Below are 20,225 nucleotides of genomic sequence, written 5' to 3' on the forward strand. Positions count from 1 at the left end.
GGCCACCCGCGCCGCCCGCGCCGCCCGCCCCACCCGCACCGCCGACGCCGCTGGCCGCGCCCGAAGCGTAGCCGCCGCCGCCACCGGCGCCGCCGGTGCTGCCACCGACCACCGGCGAGCCGTTGGTGGCGCTGCCGTTGGTGGCGTTGCCGCCCATGCCGCCGGCCGCGCCGTTGCCGCCGTAGCTGTCGCCGCCATAGCCGCCGGTGCCGGTCGCCGCGCCGGCCGTCGCCGCGCCGCCCACGCCGCCGTAACCCGCGCCGCCGGTGCTGCCGGCGCTGTTGCTGGCGTTGTTGCCGATGTCATGCACGGTGTTGCCAGTGACGGTGCCGGTCAGCGTGCTGTTGGCGTTGGCCGACGACGTGTTGTACGCGTTGGCGAGCGAGGAGGTGGCCGTGCCGCCGTTGTTGGCGGCCGCCGCGCCGATCTGGCTGGCCGCGTTGCCGCCGCTGCTGTTGTTATTGTTGTTCTTGTTGCTGCTGTCCTGGACCGCCGAGGCGGAGTCGCTCGCATGCGCGCCGGTGCCGGACTGCGTGGTGGCTGTCGGCGGCGTGGTGGTTTGCGCATACGCTGCGCTGGCGCCAAACGCCAGCGCGATCGCCGCGCTGATCAGAGTTTTCTTCATAGCTGCTCCCTACCTAACAAGGTGTACGGTTGATCAAATGGTGCCAGGGGACCGATCTCCCAGCCCTCCCTCTCATTCGCAAACTTGATGCCACCAACGGCGGCGTGCGCGCAAACCGTTGAAAACACTGGGCTATTCGCCGCCACCGCCGATCCGCTGCGGACGCTGCGGCACGCCATCGGTCGCTGCGCGTCACACCGGTGTGACAGCAAAGCAGCGCACACGCGTCTTCCGCGCCAGCGCCAGCCCCTATTTCGACGACGGAGCGCCGGTGTAACAGGCGCGCGACGGCGCCGGGATGCCGTGCTTGGCCAGCAGGCGATACAGCGTCATGCGCGAGACACCCAGGTCGCGCGCGGCCAGCGTGATGTTGCGGCCGGCGCGCAGCAGACTGGCGTCGATGGCGTCGCGCTCGGCGCGGATGCGGGCGTCGTCCAGCGGCGCGGTCTCGGCCGGCGCGCGGCCGCTGCTCAGGCCCAGGTCCTGCGGCAGAATCAACCGTCCCTCGGCCATCACCATCGCCCGCCGCACGCGGTTGAGCAACTCGCGCACATTGCCGGGCCAGTCGTAATCGCGGATCGCCTGCGCCGCCCGGCCGCTGAAGCCCTTGACGCGCGGCGCCCGCTCGCTGGCATAGGTGTTGAAAAAATGTTCGGCCAGCGGCAGCAGATCCTCGCGCCGCTCGCGCAGCGGCGGCACGTCCAGCGCCAGCACGTTGAGCCGGTAGTACAGGTCTTCGCGGAAGGCGCCGCGCTCCACCGCCTGCGCCAGGTTGACGTGCGAGGCCGCGATCACCCGCACATCGACCGCGATGCTGCGCGTGGAACCCAGCCGGTAGATGGTCTTCTCCTGCAGGAAGCGCAGCAGGTTGGCCTGCAGCTCCATCGGCAGGTCGCCGATTTCATCGAGGAAGATGGAGCCGCCCTGCGCCGTCTCGATCAGGCCGCGTTTCTCGCGCGCCGCGCCGGTGAAGGCGCCGCGCTCGTAGCCGAACAATTCGGACTGGATCAGCGCGGCCGGGATCGCGCCGCAGTTGATGGGCACGAACGGCCCGTCGCGGCGCGGCGAGTGCGCATGCACGGCCTGCGCGGCCAGCTCCTTGCCGCTGCCGCTTTCGCCCCAGATCAGCACCGGCGCGCTGGCGCCCGCCACCTTGACGATCTGCCGCCGCAGCCTGGCGATGGCGGCCGACTGCCCCGTCAGCGCGGGTTCCTGCCTGGCGTGGCGCTGCCCAGGCGGCGGACGGCACAAGGCAGCCAGGCCATGCGCGTGGCCCAGCGTCTGCCGCAGGCGTTCGATGTCCAGCGGCCAGGTGTGGTAGTCGCCGCAGTGGTCGTGCACCAGCTGCCGCCACGCGGGCGACTCCAGCGCCGGCGCGTGCAGCGCCGCCACCCAATGCACACTCCAATGCTCGTGCAGGAAGTCGTCCAGCGCGGCGCGCAGCTGCTCGTCGTGCGCCTCCGCCAGCAGCAGGCCCAGCGCCAGCGGGCGCGCCTTCAAGTGGCGGCGCGCCTCGGCCAGCGTCAGCGCGCTGTACACCTCCCATCCCTCCACTGCGGCGTTGATTGTTTCCGGTATGGCGGCGCTCCCGACCGCCAGGCAAAGTATGGTTTTTTTCGTCATCCGGGTTGGACGACCAAACATAAGATAAGTTCAAGCTTTCAATTCGAGCAAACACAAGAAGCTTGCCGCGCCTTCGGCATCAATATAGAATGCCTGCGCAGTTTTTTTGACGAGGGATATGCCAGCCTGTCAATAGTGAAAATAAGTTAAAAACAAAGACAGGAGCATTACATGAGCGACTTTCAACTGAAGCCGGCCGATTTGCCGAGCTGGAGCCAGCGCACCGCCTTGCGCGTGCTGGGCCTGTTCGGCTGGCGCATGCTGTATCGCCCGCTGCCCGGCCCGCGCGGCATCGCCGTGATTTATCCGCATACCTCCAACTGGGACTTCATGGTCGGCCTGTTCGGCAAATGGGCGCTGAACCTGCCGTTCCGCTGGCTGGCCAAGGATTCGCTGTTCAAGTTGCCGGTGCTGGGTAAATGGTTCCGCGCACTGGGCGGCGAGCCCGTCGAACGCGGCACGCCAAGCGGCACCATCAAGCTGCAGGCGCAGCGCATGAACGCGGCCGATTGGTATTGGGTCGGCATCACGCCGGAAGCCACGCGCGGCTACCGTCCGAACTGGAAGAGCGGCTTTTACCATCTGGCGCTGGAGGCCAAGGTGCCGCTGGTGCTGGTGTATATCGATTATCCGAACAAGACGCTGGGCCTGGTCGACCACGTGTTCCTGACCGGCGACCAGGAGGCCGACCTGGCCGCCATCCGCGCCGGCTTCGAAGGCCACCAGGGCCTGTATCCGAAAAACGCGGCGCCCATTGTGCTGCAGGAGCGCCGCGCCGAGACGCGCGACTAGGCTGTCGCCACCAGCATCACGCCGGTGGCGGCAATCGCGGCGCCGGAGATCTTCAGCGCCAGCGCCGGGCTGACGCGGCCCAGCGCCCTGCCCCCGTAGACCAGCAACCCGCTGGCGGCCAGCAGGCCCATGGCGCATGCCGCCTCGGGCAGTTCATGGCCGTGCGCGTTGCCGTGCAAGAGTGCGAACGCGCCCACCATCAGCGCGCCCAGCGCCGCCGGCAGACGCGCCGCCACCGCGATTAACGCCCCCAACAAGGCCACCGTCAGCGCGATGCCCGCTTCCAGTCCGGGGATAGCCAGCCCCGCCACGCCGGTCAGCACACCCACCAGCATCATGCCGAGGAAGGTGGCCGGCAGCCACCGCGCGTTGGACTGGCGCGCGCTCCACATGCCCACCGCCAGCATCGCCAGCAAGTGATCCAGCCCGGTGAACGGATGAACGAAACCGTCGAAGAAGCCGTGCGTATGCGCGCCGCCTCCCTGCGGATGGGCCGAAGCGACGGCGCTAAACAGTATCAGCGCGGCTGCCGCCGCGATGCGTTTGTGCTTCACTGGATCTCCTGTGGGGTTTGTCCGAGCAGCCCCTGCTCGCGGATGAAATCGATGACCGCGGCCACGCCGTCGCCGCTGCGCAGATTGGTGAACACGAACGGCCGCGCACCGCGCTGCTGCTTGGCGTCGCGCGCCATCACATCGAGGTCGGCGCCGACATGCGGCGCCAGGTCGGTCTTGTTGATGATCAGCAGATCGGAGCGGGTGATGCCGGGACCGCCCTTGCGCGGTATCTTCTCGCCGCCGGCCACGTCGATCACGTAGATCGTCAGATCCGACAGCTCCGGGCTGAAGGTGGCGGCCAGGTTGTCGCCGCCCGATTCGACCAGTATCAGATCAAGATTGGGAAAGTCCGCCTGCATGCGGGCGATGGCTTCCAGGTTGATCGATGCGTCCTCGCGGATCGCCGTGTGCGGACAGCCGCCGGTCTCCACGCCCATCAGGCGCTCGGCCGGCAGCGCGCCGGCGCGCAGCAGGATCTCCATGTCCTCCTTGGTGTAGATGTCGTTGGTGATGACGGCCATGTCGAAGTGATCGCGCATGCCTTTGCACAGCATCTCGCACAGGGCGGTCTTGCCGGAGCCGACCGGGCCGCCGATGCCGACGCGCAGGGGATTGGAAGTTGATGTCATGTTGGTTCTCTTTTCAGGATCGGTATAAACGGCTGTACTGCACTTCATGCTGCATCGACAGCAGCGACAGGCCGGGCGCCCAGTTGCACATGTCGTCGTCGGCGACGGTCTGCGCGTGTTGGGCCGCCGCTTCGATGTCGGCCCGCAGAGACAGCAAGATGCGCTGGCCCGCCACCTGCCCCAGCGGCACGGATTTGACGCACACCAGCACCTGGTTCTCGGCCCACGCGAACAGCATCGCCAGCAAAGCCGCGTCGTGCGGGATGTCCAGCGCGGCGACGGCGCAGGCGAAGGCGGTCGGCAAGGCGACTTCCGGCTCGCCCTGCAACCGCGCCAGCATCTCCGCATCGACGAAGCCCAGTTCCGCCAGCAGCTTGGTCAGCGAGTAGCCCATCTGGATGGTCTCGGCGCGGAACTCGGCGCTATCGCGCGAGGCGATGAAGCGTTCGTTCCATTCCGCCGCGCCGCGCCAGCCGCGCCGCGACCATGCCTGCATCAGGCGCCAGCACACCGGCGCCTCCCACTGCGCGACCACTTCGTGCAGATGCCGCACTATCCATGCGCGCGCGGTGGCGGCGTCGTGGACGATGCCGGTTTCCAGCGCCGCCTCCAGCCCCTGCGAATAGCTGTACGCGCCGATCGGCAAGGCCGGACTGGCGAATTGCAGGAGGTTGAGCAGCGCGGAGGCCTGCATCATTTCGGATCGCCGGGCCGGTGGATTTTCTGCCGCAGCGGAATCGGCGCCAGCGGATTGCCGTCGTGGTGGTGCGAGTGCCCGCCGCCGTACGCGCCGGACTCCGGCTCGAAAGCAGCCTTCTCCTCCACCACCGTCGCACCCAGGCCGGCCAGCATCTCCTTCAGCACCGCGTCCGCGCGGATGCGCAGGAAGCCGTCGCCCACCTGCGCCTGCGTGTGCCGGTTCCCGAGATGGAAGGCGCAGCGCAGCAATGTATGCGCGTCGGCGCAGGTGATCTTGTAGGTCGGCTCCGGCGCGGCCACCACCTTGACCACGCGCTTGTCCTCGCCGGTCAGCAGGTCGCCATCGCGCAGCACGGTGCCTCGCACGGTGAACACGGCGACGTCCTCGCCGGTATCGAGCGTGGCCCGCAGGCGGCACTTCTCGCGCAGTTCGTAAGGCAGCACCAGCCGCGCGGCGATGGCGTCGGCGTGGGGGATTTTTGTGTGTAGTGTCAGCATGATCAGAACAGGAAATAGCGCTGCGCCATCGGCAGCACGGCCGCGGCTTCGCAGACCAGCAGCTCGCCGTCGGCGCGCACTTCATAGGTTTCGGGATCGACACTCATCTTCGGCGTGGCGCCGTTGTGGATCATGTCGGACTTGCGCAGCGCGCGCATATTTTTGGCGACGATCAGCGTCTTGTTCAACTTGAGCTGCTCGCCGATGCCGGCGTCGAACGCCGCCTGCGAGACAAAGGTGAACGACTTCTTCAAGCCGCCGCCGAAGGCGCCGAACATCATCCGGTAATGCACCGGCTGCGGCGTCGGGATCGAGGCGTTCGGATCGCCCATCTGCGCGGCGGCGATCATGCCGCCCTTCAGAATCGTCGACGGTTTGACGCCGAAGAAGGCCGGCTTCCACAACACCAGGTCGGCGATCTTGCCCACCTCCAGCGAGCCCACCGCATGCGCGATGCCGTGCGTGATGGCCGGGTTGATCGTGTACTTGGCGATGTAGCGCTTGACGCGGAAGTTGTCGTTGCGGGAGGAATCCGGCGCCAGCGGCCCGCGCTGCACCTTCATCTTGTGTGCGGTCTGCCAGGTGCGCATCACCACTTCGCCGACCCGGCCCATGGCCTGCGAATCGGACGACATCATCGAGATCGCGCCGATGTCGTGCAGGATGTCCTCGGCCGCGATGGTCTCGCGGCGGATGCGCGATTCGGCGAAGGCCACGTCCTCGGCGATGGCCGCGTCCAGGTGGTGGCACACCATCAGCATGTCCAGGTGCTCGTCCAGCGTGTTGACGGTGAACGGGCGGGTGGGATTGGTCGATGATGGAAGCACGTTCGATTCGCCCACCGCAGCGATGATGTCCGGCGCATGGCCGCCGCCCGCGCCCTCGGTGTGGAAGGTGTGGATGGTGCGGTCCTTGAACGCGGCCAGCGTGTCGGCCAGGTAGCCGCCCTCGTTGAGCGTATCGCTGTGGATGGCGACCTGCACGTCCATGCGGTCGGCCACGGACAGGCAGTTGTCGATGGCTGCCGGCGTGCTGCCCCAGTCCTCGTGCAGCTTCAGGCCGATGGCGCCGGCGCGCACCTGCTCCTCCAGCGGCTCCGGCAGCGACACATTGCCCTTGCCGAGGAAGCCCAGGTTCATCGGGAAGGCGTCGGCCGCGCCCAGCATCGCGTGCAGGTGCCACGGCCCCGGCGTGCAGGTGGTGGCCGAGGTGCCGGCGGACGGCCCGGTGCCGCCGCCTATCATCGTGGTCACGCCGCTCATCAGCGCTTCCTCGATCTGCTGCGGGCAGATGAAGTGGATGTGCGTGTCCACCCCGCCGGCGGTGACGATCATGCCTTCGCCGGCGATGATCTCGGTGGCGCCGCCGATGGCCATCGTCACATTCGGCTGGATGTCCGGATTGCCGGCCTTGCCGATGGCGGCGATCATGCCGCTTTTCAGACCGATGTCGGCCTTGACGATGCCCCAGTGGTCGACGATCACCGCGTTGGTGATCACCGTGTCCATCACGTCGGCGGCCACGCGCTGCGACTGGCCCATGCCGTCGCGGATCACTTTGCCGCCGCCGAATTTGACTTCCTCGCCGTAGGTGGCGTAATCGTGTTCGATTTCGATAAACAGTTCGGTATCGGCCAGGCGGATGCGGTCCCCCTTGGTGGGGCCGAACATTTCCGAGTAGGCGCGGCGCGAGATTGTAACCATGTCAGCCCTTCGGTGGATTGGGATCGAGCTTGCCCATTACTTTGCCGTTGAAGCCGAACACCTTCTGGTCGCCGCCCAGCTTCACCAGCTCCACGGTGCGCTGCTGGCCCGGCTCGAAACGGACGGCGGTGCCGGCGGCGATATTCAGGCGCATGCCGTAGGCCTTCCAGCGCTCGAATTTGAGCTCCGTGTTGACCTCAAAAAAATGAAAATGCGATCCGACCTGCACCGGCCGGTCGCCCTGGTTGGTCACCACGACGGTCGCTGTGGCGCGGCCTTCATTGAGGCCGATCTCGCCCTCTTCGAGCATGTATTCACCTGGGATCATGGCGATCTCCTTTTAGGGGATGGGGTTGTGGACGGTCACCAGCTTGCTCCCGTCGGGGAACGTCGCTTCGACCTGGATGTCGGGAATCATTTCGGGGATGCCTTCCATGACGTCGGCGCGCGTAAGAATGCGCGTGCCGTCGGACATCAGCTGCGCGACGGTTTTGCCGTCGCGCGCACCTTCCATGATGGCGCAGGTGATCAGCGCCACCGCTTCCGGGTAGTTCAGCTTCAGGCCGCGCGCGAGGCGGCGCTCCGCCACGATGCCGGCGGTGAAAATCAGCAGTTTGTCTTTTTCTCTTGGTGTCAGGTCCATAGGTGTCTCTCAGGTTTGCCAGATGCGCGGCGTGACGGCCGCGCGGCCCAGCAGGTGCGGGCGCAAACGGCGCCAGACGGTGAGCATCAGGCGGCGCGCGGTCTCGCTGTCGTCGCCCAGGTGACGCGCGACCAGCACGCCCTTGGTTTGCGTGACGCCGAATACGTGGCCGCCGTCGGCCTGGATATCGGCGCGGATCTCGGACAGCACGGCGGCGGGCAGCGGCTTGCCGGCCGCGATCAGCGTGGCGCAGACGGTCCTGCCGTTCAGCGCCAGCGGGCTGTCGAGCCGACCACCCAGCATCGCGCCCTGCTCCCACCAGATCAATTTGCCGTCGCGGCGGATGCTGCTGCGCTGGGCCACGGTGCCGGTGTTGAAGCTTTCGCCGGAGCCGCGCCGGCCCATGCAAAGGATCTCGCAGCCGATGTAGGTGGCGCCTTCGGCCAGTTCGATGTGCTGGTCCAGCGCCACGTTAGCGGTATCAAAAAAGATGGTCTCTTGCGGCAGCCATTCGAGTGCGGCGCCCGCGCCCACGGTCAGGAGCACGTGCTGGCGCGAGACCTTGCCGTTGGCCTTGTACCACTTGGCGGCGCCCGGCGTGGTGATGAAGGCATGCGCCTGCGCGCCAACGCCGACATTGATCGCCAGCTGGTCGCCGCCCACCACGCCGCCCGGCGGATGGACCACGATGGCGTGGCACACCTTGGCGTCCTCCGGGTACAGCGCCTTCTGCACGCGCAGCGGGCCATAGTGCCGGTTGTCGAACAGGCGCGTGGTGCCGCCATCGTCGGCAAAACCGAGCGTGAGGCTGGCCTGCCATGCGCTAGGGCCGGCGGCGAGTTCTCTGGATGCGGTGGTATCGGGCATGGCTAACGTAATGCAATCGTCATGCCAGCCGAATCGCGCGCCACAGGCGATGTAAAGACTTATTTCGCACCAAAGCGAGTCTTACGCACCATGTCGGTGCGCGCGTGGTGCGTCAAGTTTTACTTTTGTCTTTTTTGCTTGTAAAATAATCACCATTTCTCATTTCCGACCAAGGACTAGCAATGCGCTTCTCGACTTTTGCAGCCGCTGCGGCGGTTGCCCTGGCACTGGCCCCGGCCGCACACGCCACCGGCTTCGGCTCCAACCTGATCGCCAACGGTAACGCCGAAACCGGCAACACCACCGGCTGGAACACCACGTCGGCATTCACCGTGGTGCAGTACGGCGCCAGCGGCGGCTTCCCCTTCCCGGCCGATCCAGGTCCGTCCGACCGCGGCACCTACTTCTTCGCCGGCGGCGACAGCAACGCCAAGTCCACCGCCACCCAGACCATCGACCTGTCGTCGCTGAGCAGCGCGATCAACACCGGCGCCTCGCGCTACGACCTGTCGGCCTGGCTGGGCGGCTACTCGTCGCAGAACGACAACGCCAAGCTGACCGCCACCTTCTTCGGCAGCGGCGGCGCCGTGCTGTCCAGCACCAGCCTGGGTCCCGTCTCCAATTCGGAACGCGGCAACCAAACCGGCCTGCTGCAGCGCGACACGCAAGGCTACATCCCGGTCGGTGCGCTCAATGTCGGCATCACGCTGACCATGACCCGCGAAGCCGGCTCGTACAACGACGGCTATGCCGACAACCTGTCCTTCGCGGTGGCTACCGCGCCGGTGCCGGAAGCGGACGCCTACGCCATGCTGCTGGGCGGCCTGGCCGTGCTGGGCGTGGTCGCCAAACGCAAACAGCGCAAGGCCCAAGCCTGATCGTTGCGCCGTAATCAAGGGAGCTTTGCGCCGCGCGGCCTGTTTGCGCGCGGTGCTCGTCCCCATACTGCTTGCTCCCCTATTTGATTAAGTGAGCAAAGCATGAAAGTATTCGTCACCGGCGCAGCAGGCTTTATCGGCGGTTCCATCGCAGCGGGCCTGGTGCGCGCGGGCCATCAGGTGGTCGGCCTGGTACGCAAGCCCGAGCAGCTGCAGGATCTGGCCAGGATCGGCGTGACCGGCGTAGTCGGCACCCTCAACGACCGCGATCTGCTGATCGCCCAGGCACAGGCGGCCGACGCCGTCATCAACGCCGCCAGCAGCGACAACCGCGCCGCCGTCGAAGCCTTCATCGACGCGCTGGCCGGCTCCGGCAAAGTGTTCCTGCACACCAGCGGTTCGAGCATCGTCGGCGACGCCTCCGGCGGCGAAGGCACCGACCGCATCTACTTCGAAGACCAACTCCCCGCCCCCACCGCGGACAAGGCCGCGCGCGTCGCCATCGACGACCTGGTTTTGGCCGCCGCCGGCAAAGACGTGCGTTCGGCGGTGCTGTGCAATACGCTGATCTACGGCGACGGCGCGCTGCCGCGCGACAGCGTGCAGCTGCCACGCCTGATCAAGCAGGCCCGCAAGAGCGGCATCGTGCGCCATGTGGGACGCGGCCTGAATATCTGGTCCAACGTCCACATCGACGACGTGGTCGACCTGTATCTGCTGGCGCTGGAGAAGACCGAGGCCGGCGCGTTCTACTTCGTCGAAAGCGGCGAAGCCTCGTTCCGCGACATGAGCGCGGCCATCGCCCGCGCACTGGGCCTGGGCGAGCCGCAGGACTGGCCGCTGGAGCAGGCCAAGGAGGAATGGGGCTACGAGATGGCCTCGTACGGCCTGGGCTCCAACAGCCGCGTGCGAGGACAACGGGCGCGCACGCAATTGGGCTGGAAGCCGCATGGCCCGTCGGTGCTGGACTGGATCGCCAAACAAGCATTGATTTTTAAATAAAATTCCGCTACCTTGTGGGCGGGGCGGATCCTTCAAGCCGGCCGGTCTTTGCTTCGGCAGGGACAGCCTCTGCGGGGCTACCCCGTGGATGTTTTATGTTCAGCACTTCGCCGCATGAGCCGCGTTGCGTTACCACGCAAGTCAGCTCACGCATCACGAGACTCGTTGAAGGCTCTCCGCTCCTTTCACTACGCATGACGATCGCAAAACTTACCGCATTGGCGCTGGCCGACACGATGCTGGCTTCAAGCGGCAACGTGGACAGCCTGGTCGCGGCATGCAGCCGTGTTTTCGGCGCACCGCAGCCATGGGCGCCGAAGATATGCGCAGCGCTCGGCGAACGGACTGGCGAGAACTTCCACTACTTCAGCCGGCACGAGGTCGCGGACATCCTCGCGCAGCTTATCGGCGGCGACGACAACGACGAGGCCCAGCCCCACATCGACTTGCCGGCAGTGCGGCGCTATTGCGTCGATCCGCCGATACGTCCGCCGCAGGCCGCGTGGGCCGCCGCGCTCGCGCTGCCGGACCTGCCCACGGTGGGCGCGCTGGCCGCGTGGCTCGATGAACCGGTGGGTGCGCTGGACTGGTTCGCCGACCAATGGCGCGTTGAAGGGAACCACCAATCGCGCCTGCAGCACTATCACTATCGCTGGGTGCCGAAGCGCAGCGGCGGCTTGCGCCTGATCGAGATCCCCAAGGCGCGGCTGCGCCGCATCCAGCAGAAAATCCTCCGCCATCTGCTGGACCGATTGCCGCCGCATCCGGCCGCGCATGGCTTCCGGCGCGGACGCTCCTGCGTCACGCACGCCGCGCTGCACGCGGGCCGGCGCATCGTCATCCGCATGGACCTGAAGGATTTTTTCCCGAGCATACAATACGCGCGCATCCACGCGCTGTTCGAAAAACTGAACTATTCGCCCAGCGTCGCTGGAACGCTGGCGCGCATTTGCGTCAACCGCGCGCCGCGCGGCGTGTTTGGCGATCCGATGGAAGGCGGCTCGCTGCCGTGGGCCGAGCGCCAGGCCCTGAAGTCGCACCATCTGCCGCAAGGCTCCCCATGCTCGCCCGCGCTGGCCAATCTGTGCGCCTACCGCCTCGACATGCGCCTGCAAGCGCTGGCGCAGTCGCTGGGCGCGTCATACAGCCGCTATGCCGACGACCTGGCGTTTTCAGGAGAGCAGGATTTTGCGCGCGCCGCGGAACGGTTCCATATTCAGGTCGCGGCGATCGCCCTCGAAGAAGGCTTCCGCATCCATACCCGCAAAACGCGGCTGATGCGCGAAGGGACGCGCCAGCAGGTTACCGGCGTGGTCGTCAACGCGCATCCCAACATCGCGCGCGACGAGTACGACAGGCTCAAAGCCACGCTGACCAACTGCGTGCGGCACGGACAGGCCACGCAGAACCGCGCAAACCATCCCAACTTCCGCGCCTGGCTCGCCGGCCGGATTTCCTACGTGGCGATGGTCAACGCGAACCGGGCGCTTAAATTGAAGCGGCTGTTCGACGCCATCGCGTGGCCAGCCTGAGCGAATTCGCTTACGGTTTCTTCGTGCCGCTAAAGGTCTTTACAAAGTCACCATCCGGCATGCCTGGCAACGGAACGACCTTGCCGTTGAAGGTCAGCTTGCCCTGTTTGATTTCGATGGCCGAGCGCAGTTCGCCCTTGTCGAGCACTGCGAAACCCTCGTTTACCAGTTTGCCGATCACGATGCCGGCGAGGTTCTTGCCCGCCGCCTCGATCTGTTCTGCGGCATTGGGCGCGGATGCATCCACCTGCTTGGCGCCCACCGCGCGCGATACGTCGTTCACCATGGCGAGCGGCACGCGCACGTCGAGGCGGGCGATGATCTTCTTGCCCAGTTCAAGCGGCGAGTTGAAATCGGCGTCCACCACCTTGTCGAAATCGACGCGGCCCTTGATCGAAGCCGTGTTGCCGCGGTAGCTGGCGCTGATATCGTCGATCACCACACTGGAGCCGCTCGTCATCATGCGCTTGCCGAAGGTCTTCATGGACTTGAGCATGACCTCCTGCTGCGCATCGTCCGGCAGGCCGCTGCCCTGCACATTTTTCATTTCACGATCGATGTCGGCCACCGCTTGCGCCGGCAGATTCACCAGGCGCAGGCCGATATTGGCGCGCTCGATGCGGTCGCCGCCGAACACGATCGACTTGATCGAGAAGGCGTAGTTCAAGTCGATCTTTTTGCCGCGTGGCGCCATCCCGACGCCGGTGGAGATGTCCTCAAACCGCATGGTCTCCTTGAATTCCGAGCTTCCCGGCGCAGTCCCGCGTACCACCACCGAGCCCACCTTAACCACGCCGTTGCCGTACCAAAGGTCGTCCTTCCCGCGTTGATGCTTGAAGTCCAGCGACATCTTTTCCAGCATGCCGCTGGTCGCAGCGCCGACGATGGACAACGAAGGCCAGGTCACGCGGGTATTCATCGTGGTGCCGGCCTTGTTGATCTCGGTCCTGGAATTGAGCTCGGCCCACGAAAACGCCATCGCGTTTTCGTCCAGATAGGCGTGCGGCACCAGCTTCACGATGTAAGCGACCTGCCCTTTCGGCCCGACGGTGCGCTGCGTCTGGAATATGTGCTCGCTGCCGAATACCTCCTTCAGCTTGGGACGCAGTCCAGGCGAGAATTCAAGCTTCGAAAAAATCGCCAATCTTTTCGCGGAATCCGTCTCGTCGCCCATGGCGGCCGCGATCTCCTTGCCGGCGGCGGCGATGGTTTCGGCGAACGAGGACTTGACCGGTTTGGCCGGCGCCGGAATGACGACCGGCGGTGCCTGCTCGACTGCCCGGGTGGAGGTATGCGCCAGCAAGGCGCCGGCGATGGCTACTGCGAATATCGATTTTTTCAACGTGCTGCCCGAAAAAGATGGTTATGGTAGGGCCGCGATTCTACCTAACCACCCAGGCTCTGATCTACACACTTTGTCACGGCCGCATTACATCTGGGAGAGCTTAGTCCAGGTTGGGATACGGACTCTTGCCGCCTTCGGCGATGAAGGTGTCGATGCGCGCCTCCAGCACCGGCAGCGGCACGGAGCCCAGTTGCAGCACCGTGTCGTGGAAGGCGCGGATGTCGAACTTCGATCCCAGCGCCGCCTCGGCCTTCTTGCGCGCGTTGATGATGCTCATCTCGCCCAGGTAGTAGGACAGCGCCTGGCCCGGCCACGAAATGTAGCGGTCCACTTCCGTCTCGATCTCGTGGTCGGACAGCGCGGTGTTGTCGTGCAGGTAGTCCTGCGCCTGCTTGCGGGTCCAGCCCTTGCTGTGGATGCCGGTATCGACCACCAGCCGGGAAGCGCGCCAGGCCTGGTAGCTCAACATGCCGAACACCTCGTACGGCGTTTCGTACATGCCCATCTCCACGCCCAGCCGCTCCGAGTACAGCGCCCAGCCCTCGCCATAGGCCGAGATGTAGGCGTTGCGGAACGGCGGACGGCCCTTCTGCTCCATCGCCACCGGCATCTGGAACGCGTGGCCCGGCGCCGATTCGTGCAGCGTCAGCGCCGGCATCGAGTACAGCGCGCGCGCCGGCAGATTGTAGGTGTTGACCAGGTAGACGCCCGGCCCGCCCCGGCCCGAGGTGTAGAACGGCGCCTGGTCGTCCGGCACCGGGATCACGGCGAAGCGGCGGCGCGGCAGGTAGCCGAAGTACTGGCCCACCTTGGCGTCGAACTTCTTGGCCACCCAGGCCGAGCGCATCAGCAGCTCTTCCGGCGTCTTGGCGTAGAAGCGCGGGTCGGTGCGCAGGAACTGCAGGAAGGCCGGCAGCTCGCCTTCGAAGCCGGTCTGCTTGATCACGTCCTGCATCTCGGCGCGGATCTTGGCCATTTCGCTCAGGCCGATCTGGTGGATCTGGTCCGCGCTCATCGAGGTGGTGGTGAATTCCACGATCTTCGACTGGTAGTAGGCCTTGCCGTCCGGCAGGCTCTCGGCCGCCAGGTCGATGCGCGCCTTCGGCACGTATTCCTCGCGCATGAACTTGAGCAGCTTGGCGTACGACGGCAGCACGTAGGCCTGGATCGCCTTCACGCCCTCGGCGCGCAGCGCCTCCTGCTGCGCCGCCGGCATGGTGGCCGGCATGCTCTTGAACGGCAGGTAGAACACGCTGTCCTGCGGCGTCTTGGCCTCGGTGACGGAGGTGATCGAGGAATCGCGGCCGATCAGCGTGACCTTGGGCGGCGTGAAGCCGCGCGCCAGGCCGGCGCGCATATTGTCCATCTCCTCGTCGAAGTAGCGCGGCGTTTCGGCCAGCTGCTTGAGATAGTCGCGGTACTGTTTTTCATTGGTCAGCGGCTTGCGCGCGCCGGACGCCATGTTGGACCAGAAGGCCGAATCGGCGTTGAGCGGCTTCTCGTATTCGCGGAACACCTGGCTGGCGATCAGCGCGGCGATCTGCGCCTTGTACACCTGATAGTTGATGCGCTCCGGCGCCGACAGCTTGTCCTGCGCGATGCCGTCCAACTTTTTCATCACGCCCTGCCAATACGCCAGCCGCTGCTTCTGCGTGGCGGCGTCGATGCGCGGCAGCGAGGGCGATACGCCGTTGTCGTCGTCCTCGTCCTCTTCCTGTTTCTGGCTGATGCGCCACTTCCACTCCTGGGTGTAGATGGCTTTGAACTGCGCGTCGGCGGGGCCGGGCTTGACGGCCGGCGCCGGGTCGGCATGGGCGGCGGCGACGGCTAACAGCATGCATGCGCCGGCGATGGCGGCGCTGAACTTCTTTTCCATAACACTCCAGGGGAAGGGTTGATCACATGTCCAGCAAATTACGGTGTTCGCGCAGCAGCGCGGTGAAGGCGTCGGCGTTGACGGGCCGGCTGAAGAAGTAGCCCTGCATCTCGTCGCATCCGCGCTCGGTCAGGAACTGCACCTGCTCGCGGGTTTCGACACCCTCCGCGATCACGCGCATATTGAGGTTGTGCGCCAGCGAGATCACCGACAGCGCGATGGCCGCGTCGTTGGCGTTGGTGGTGACGTCGTCGACGAAGGATTTGTCGATCTTGAGCACGTCGATCGGGAAGCGCTTCAGGTAGCTCAAGCTGGAATAGCCGGTGCCGAAATCGTCCAGCGAGATGCTCACGCCGATGTCCTTCAGGCGGCGCAGCGCGGCCACCGCCTTGTCCGGATCGCCCATCACCGTGCCCTCGGTGATTTCCAGGCCCAGGTACTCGGGCGCGATGCCGAACTTGCGCAGCGTGCTTTCCACATACGGCACGGTGGCGTCGTTGGCGAACTGGCCGGCCGCCAGGTTGACCGACACCTTGATGTCGCCCAGCCCCTGGTCGTGCCACACCTTGATCTGCGCGCACACGCTCTCCAGCACCCATTCGCCGATCGAGTTCACCAGGCCGTATTCCTCGGCCAGCGGGATGAAGCGGTTCGGCGGCACCTTGCCCAGCACCGCGTTATCCCAGCGCAGCAGCGCCTCCGCGCCCACCATGGCGCCGGTCTTCAGGCACATTTGCGGCTGGTAGTGCACCTCGAATTCGTCGCGCGCGATGGCGCCGCGCAGCTGTCCCTGGATCGCCAGCTTGTCGCGGATTTCCGCGTCCATGCGCTCGGTGAAGAAGGCGTAGTTGTCGCGGCCGATCTCCTTGGCGCGGAACAGCGCCGTGTCGCCGTTGCGCACCAGCTCATCGAAGCTGTCGCCGTCGGTCAGGCTGACGGCGATGCCGATGCTGGAGGTGACCATGATCTGCTGGCCGTCGATCACCAGCTCGCGCCGCAGGCCGGCCAGGATCTTCTGCGCCAGCGCCATCGTCGCGCCCAGCTGCACGTCGTCCGGCACGATGATCTGGAACTCGTCGCCGCCCTGGCGGGTCACGATGTCGCCCTCGCGCACGGTCTCGCTGAGGAACTTCGACACCACCTGCAGCGCCTTGTCGCCGACGTCGTGGCCGTAGGAGTCGTTGATGCTCTTGAAGCGGTCCAGGTCCAGGCACATGACGGCCACGCAGCGGTGCTCGCGCTTGGCCGTGGCCAGCGTCTGCTCGAAGCGCTGGCGCGCCAGCAGGCGGTTCGGCAGGCCGGTCAGGGCGTCGTGGTTGGACAGGAAGTCGATCAGGTGCTGCTCGGCCTTGCGCTCGGTGAGGTCCATGAACACCGCCACGTGGTTGATCACGTGGCCCTGCTCGTCCCTGACCACCGAGGCGCTCAGCAGGCCGGGATAGGTGTCGCCGTTCTTGCGGCGCGCCAGCACCTCGCCCGACCAGTGGCCGGTCTTGACGACGGAATGCACCATCAGCTCGAAGGACTTGGCGTCCGGCTCGCCGGCGTGCAGCAGGGCCACGCTCTGCCCCACCACCTCGTCCGCGCTGTAGCCGGAGATGCGCGTGAAGGCCGGATTGGTGGCGACGATGCGCGCCTCGCGGTCGGTGACGACGATGGCGTCCTGCGTGGCCTCGAACACCTGGCTGGAGAGCCGCATGAACTCCTCGTTGGCGCGGCGCTGCTCGACCTCCTTTTCCAGCGACGCGGCCAGCGCGGCCAGTTCGGTGGTGCGCTCGGCCACGCGTTCCTCCAGCAGCGCGCGCTCGGCCGCCAGCGCCTGCTGCGCGCGGCCCAGCCGCACGTGGGCGTCGGTGCGGGCCAGGATTTCCTCGGCCTGGAATGGCTTGGCGATGAAGTCCACCGCGCCCAGCGCGAAGCCGCGCACCTTGTCGTCGGTGTCGTGCTGGGCCGACAGGAAGATCACCGGCACCTGGCTCAGTTCCGGCGACGCCTTCAGGCGCCGGCACACCTCGAAGCCGTCGATGCCGGGCATGCGCACGTCCAGCAGGATCAGTTCCGGCGGGCGTGACTGCGCGGTCCACAGGGCCAGTTCGCCGTTGGGCGCCTGGCGCACGTAGTAGCCCGCTTCCGTCAGCAGGTCGCTCAGCAGTTTGAGCGAGGCCGGCGTGTCCTCCACGATCAGCACTTCGCCCTTGGTGTGTTGTTCCGACAAATCCCGATGCATGTAATACTCTCTCGCCTGGTGTGCTGCCACTATCATATACCCGTCAGGCTTGCGCCTCCACTTCGTTGCCCGCTTCGTCCAGCAGTCCGCACAGCTGCGGATACTGGTGCAGCCGTATCATGTGCTCGATGCGCTCGACCACCTCCGCCAGTTCCAGCGGCAGGGGCGCCAGCAGCAGCGCCACGCGCGGCAGGTTCAGCTCCTGCAGCGCGGTCTTGAGCTGCTGGCGCAGCGCCGGCTCCAGCAGCCGCAGCTCGCTGCGCGACAGCGGCGGCAGCATCGGCTGGCGCACGCTGTGGTGGCGGCGCACGAACTGCAAGCCCAGTTGCTGCTCCAGCACCGCGTACAGCTGCTCCTGCTCGACCGGCTTGCGCATGAATTCATCGGCGCCCGCGCCCAGCGCTTCCTCCCGCTCCTCGGCGAAGGCGGACGCGGTCAGCATCACCACCCGCGGCTGCGGGCCGGCGGCGTTGGCGCGGATCTGCCGCGTCGCGCTCAAGCCGTCCAGCGCCGGCATGCGCCAGTCCATGAACACCAGGTCCGGCCGCCAGACGTCGACCATCGCCAGCGCCTGCATGCCGTCGCCCACCACCGCCACCTCGAAGCCCAGCGGCTGCAGCAGGTTCTCCAGCAGCGCGCAGCCGTCGGCGTTGTCGTCGGCCACCAGGATGCGGCGGCCGCGCTGCGGCGGCGCCAGGGCCGCCACCTCGTCGTCCTCACCGATGGCCGGCGCGCTGTCGGCCACCTGCACCGTGATCGTGAAGCGGAATGTGGCGCCGGCGCCGGGCGCCGACTGCACCGTCAGATCGCCGCCCATCAGCTGGACGAATTCGCGCGAGATGGTCAGGCCCAGGCCCGTGCCTTCATGCGCGCCGGGGCCGTCGGCCTGGATGAACGGTTCGAAGATGCGCGCCTGGTCGGCCGGCGAGATGCCGGGGCCGGTGTCGATGACGGCGAATTCCAGCTCGCAGCCGTGCGGCGCGCCGCGCATCGCGCCGCGCACCCGCAGCGTGACCTTGCCCTGCCCGGTGAACTTGACCGCGTTCGACATCAGATTCAACAGCACCTGGCGCAGCTTGGTGCCGTCCACGCGGGCGCCGGCGGGCAGGCCGGCGGCGTCCAGCTCCAGCTCCACGCCGGTCTGGCCGGCGCGCATGCTGACCATGTCCATCACTTCCTGCAGCATGTCGTGCAGGCCGACCACCTCGGTCTGCAGGCTGGCGCGGCCGGCCTCGATCTTGGACAGTTCGAGGATGTCGTTGATCAGCGTGAGCAGGTGCTGGCCGGAGCGGTGGATGATGGCCAGGTTGCGCTTCTCCTCCGGCAGCATGTTCTTGGAGTCCGCCATCAGGCGCGAGAAGCCGATCACGGAATTGAGCGGCGTGCGCAGCTCGTGGCTCATATTGGCCAGGAAGATGCTCTTGGCCTGGTTGGCCGCCTGCGCCTGCAGCACCGCCACCGACAGCGCGTTGGTGCGTTCGGCCACCAGGTCCTCCAGGTGGATGCGGTGGCGGCGCAGCTCCTGCTCGGCCACGCGGCTGGCGGTGACGTCGTAGTTCACGCCGACCATGCGCGCCGGATGGCCGTCGGGGTCGCGGAAGATCATGGCGTCGCCCTTGATGTAGTGGACCGAGCCGTCGGCCCAGACCACGCGGAACTCGACGTCAAATTCCGCCGTGCCCTCCAGCGCCTGGCGCAGCAGCGCCTCGGTGGGGATGGCGTCGTCGGGGTGCATCATGCTGCGCCACAGTTCGAACGGCCGCGCCACCTTGCGCCCTTCGATGCCGTGCAGGCGGTACATCTGTTCGTCCCACACCACCTCGTCGGTGAGGATGTTCCAGTCCCAGATGCCGATCGCCGCCGCGCTGCTGGCGATCTGCAGCCGCTCCTCGCTGGCGTGCATGGCGACGTAGCGGCTGTCCATCAGGCGCACCATCTCGCGGATCGAGCCGTTGAGGGTTTTCAGCTCGCCGAAGAACCAGTCGGTGGGCGGCAAGGCGCCCGGATTCTGGCCGGCCTTGACGTTGGCGGCGTAGCGTTCGATGGTGGTCAGCGGCTTGAGGATCAGCTGCCACAGCAGCAGGTACAAGCTCAGCACCAGCGTCACATCCAGCACGAAGATCATGCCGGCGATGGTGTAGAGGCGCTGGCGCAGCTGCTCGATCAGGCCGGCCGGCGAGGCGAACACGGTGATGGTGCCGATGTTCTGGCCGCCGGCGACGATGGGGCGCTGCTCGAACAGCAGCTCGGGATTGTCCGGCATGCGGCTGGCGGCCACCAGCTGCGCCTGGTCGTTGCGGGTGATGATGAAGGAGTGGTTGCTGGCCACCGGCGCCACCGCGCTGGCGTACAGGTCGCGGTTGCTCAGGCCGCTTTTCATGATGGTGACGATCTGGGTCTCATCGAAGTTCCAGGCCGGCAGCGCCACGGCGGCGGCCAGCTCGTCGGCGCTGTTGGCCAGCGTCTTGTGCAGCTGCTCCCAGCGCTGGGCGCGCTCGACCTGGTAGAAGTACAGCGCAAAAGTGGTCAACACCAGCGTCACCACGGCGGTCAGCGTGACGCTGACGAACACGGCGATCGATACTCTTCCTGCACGGCGGGCAAGTCGGTCCAACATCGGAAAACCATTCTTTTGGGGTTAGTCTGAGTATTTTCGACTTAAATCATAGGTTCAAACCGACCTGAAGTCCATGGATTTTATTGCCCAAAAGGATTAAATTACAGCAACA

General features: G+C 66.3%; 17 protein-coding genes and 1 pseudogene. 4 read left to right on the top strand and 14 right to left on the bottom strand.

Annotated features, from left to right (window positions below):
* Positions 1–625, bottom strand: a pseudogene (locus AC07WS_RS28360) (hypothetical protein); the annotation flags it as partial.
* Between the two features lie 249 nt (positions 626–874).
* Entirely contained in the window at positions 875–2,248 is a 1,374-nt protein-coding gene (locus AC07WS_RS28365) for a sigma-54 dependent transcriptional regulator (RefSeq protein WP_494732286.1), read from the bottom strand.
* 171 nt (positions 2,249–2,419) lie between these two features.
* Between AC07WS_RS28365 and AC07WS_RS28370 the strand changes: the two genes are divergently transcribed.
* On the top strand, positions 2,420–3,040 hold the full coding sequence (locus AC07WS_RS28370) for a 1-acyl-sn-glycerol-3-phosphate acyltransferase (RefSeq protein WP_494732287.1): 621 nt from the start codon (positions 2,420–2,422) through the stop codon (positions 3,038–3,040).
* On the opposite strand, the gene AC07WS_RS28375 is transcribed toward AC07WS_RS28370, so the two are convergent.
* Genes AC07WS_RS28375 through AC07WS_RS28410 form a run of 8 tightly spaced genes read right to left on the bottom strand, consistent with a single transcriptional unit; the run spans position 3,037 to position 8,636 of the window.
* A complete protein-coding gene (locus tag AC07WS_RS28375) occupies positions 3,037–3,594 on the bottom strand; it encodes a HupE/UreJ family protein (protein WP_494732288.1) in 558 nt (185 codons plus the stop codon). The genes AC07WS_RS28370 and AC07WS_RS28375 overlap by 4 nt on opposite strands.
* A complete protein-coding gene (gene ureG, locus AC07WS_RS28380) occupies positions 3,591–4,226 on the bottom strand; it encodes an urease accessory protein UreG (RefSeq protein WP_494732289.1) in 636 nt (211 codons plus the stop codon). The genes AC07WS_RS28375 and ureG overlap by 4 nt, the downstream gene beginning before the upstream one ends.
* Before the next feature lie 13 nt (positions 4,227–4,239).
* Positions 4,240–4,920 (bottom strand): urease accessory protein UreF, encoded by a 681-nt coding sequence (locus AC07WS_RS28385; protein WP_494732393.1) that lies wholly within the window; start codon positions 4,918–4,920, stop codon positions 4,240–4,242.
* The gene (gene ureE / locus AC07WS_RS28390; RefSeq protein ID WP_161092029.1) at positions 4,920–5,423 is read right to left on the bottom strand and encodes an urease accessory protein UreE; all 504 of its coding nucleotides are present in this window, start codon (positions 5,421–5,423) and stop codon (positions 4,920–4,922) included. The genes AC07WS_RS28385 and ureE overlap by 1 nt, the downstream gene beginning before the upstream one ends.
* A gap of 2 nt (positions 5,424–5,425) precedes the next feature.
* A complete protein-coding gene (ureC, locus tag AC07WS_RS28395; protein ID WP_494732290.1) occupies positions 5,426–7,126 on the bottom strand; it encodes an urease subunit alpha in 1,701 nt (566 codons plus the stop codon).
* A 1-nt stretch (position 7,127) separates the two neighbouring features.
* Positions 7,128–7,454 (bottom strand): urease subunit beta, encoded by a 327-nt coding sequence (locus tag AC07WS_RS28400; protein ID WP_117010091.1) that lies wholly within the window; start codon positions 7,452–7,454, stop codon positions 7,128–7,130.
* Between the two features lie 12 nt (positions 7,455–7,466).
* On the bottom strand, positions 7,467–7,769 hold the full coding sequence (locus tag AC07WS_RS28405; RefSeq protein WP_117010090.1) for an urease subunit gamma: 303 nt from the start codon (positions 7,767–7,769) through the stop codon (positions 7,467–7,469).
* Positions 7,770–7,778: 9 nt separating this feature from the next.
* Positions 7,779–8,636 (bottom strand): urease accessory protein UreD, encoded by an 858-nt coding sequence (locus AC07WS_RS28410; protein WP_494732291.1) that lies wholly within the window; start codon positions 8,634–8,636, stop codon positions 7,779–7,781.
* 182 nt (positions 8,637–8,818) lie between these two features.
* On the opposite strand from AC07WS_RS28410, the gene AC07WS_RS28415 reads away from it, so the two are divergent.
* The 3 genes from AC07WS_RS28415 (at position 8,819) to AC07WS_RS28425 (ending at position 12,048) form a co-directional block, all read left to right on the top strand.
* Positions 8,819–9,514 carry a PEP-CTERM sorting domain-containing protein gene (locus AC07WS_RS28415; protein WP_494732292.1) on the top strand — a complete coding sequence of 232 codons (696 nt, stop codon included), beginning with the start codon at positions 8,819–8,821 and terminating at the stop codon, positions 9,512–9,514.
* A 102-nt stretch (positions 9,515–9,616) separates the two neighbouring features.
* Entirely contained in the window at positions 9,617–10,516 is a 900-nt protein-coding gene (locus tag AC07WS_RS28420; RefSeq protein WP_494732293.1) for an NAD-dependent epimerase/dehydratase family protein, read from the top strand.
* Between the two features lie 194 nt (positions 10,517–10,710).
* Positions 10,711–12,048, top strand: a complete 1,338-nt coding sequence (locus tag AC07WS_RS28425) for a reverse transcriptase family protein (RefSeq protein WP_494732294.1) — start codon at positions 10,711–10,713, stop codon at positions 12,046–12,048.
* A gap of 10 nt (positions 12,049–12,058) precedes the next feature.
* Here AC07WS_RS28425 and AC07WS_RS28430 read toward each other — a convergent pair whose 3' ends face one another.
* The 4 genes from AC07WS_RS28430 to AC07WS_RS28445 all read right to left on the bottom strand — a co-directional run bounded on the left by AC07WS_RS28430 (position 12,059) and on the right by AC07WS_RS28445 (position 20,113).
* On the bottom strand, positions 12,059–13,390 hold the full coding sequence (locus AC07WS_RS28430) for a DUF945 family protein (protein WP_494732295.1): 1,332 nt from the start codon (positions 13,388–13,390) through the stop codon (positions 12,059–12,061).
* 103 nt (positions 13,391–13,493) lie between these two features.
* On the bottom strand, positions 13,494–15,269 hold the full coding sequence (locus AC07WS_RS28435; RefSeq protein ID WP_494732296.1) for a DUF885 domain-containing protein: 1,776 nt from the start codon (positions 15,267–15,269) through the stop codon (positions 13,494–13,496).
* 22 nt (positions 15,270–15,291) lie between these two features.
* The gene (locus tag AC07WS_RS28440; RefSeq protein WP_494732297.1) at positions 15,292–17,496 is read right to left on the bottom strand and encodes a two-component system response regulator; all 2,205 of its coding nucleotides are present in this window, start codon (positions 17,494–17,496) and stop codon (positions 15,292–15,294) included.
* Positions 17,497–17,539: 43 nt separating this feature from the next.
* The gene (locus tag AC07WS_RS28445; protein WP_494732298.1) at positions 17,540–20,113 is read right to left on the bottom strand and encodes an ATP-binding protein; all 2,574 of its coding nucleotides are present in this window, start codon (positions 20,111–20,113) and stop codon (positions 17,540–17,542) included.
* Positions 20,114–20,225: the final 112 nt, after the last annotated feature.

Source organism: Duganella sp. GW821-FHT01E12 (assembly GCF_059422325.1).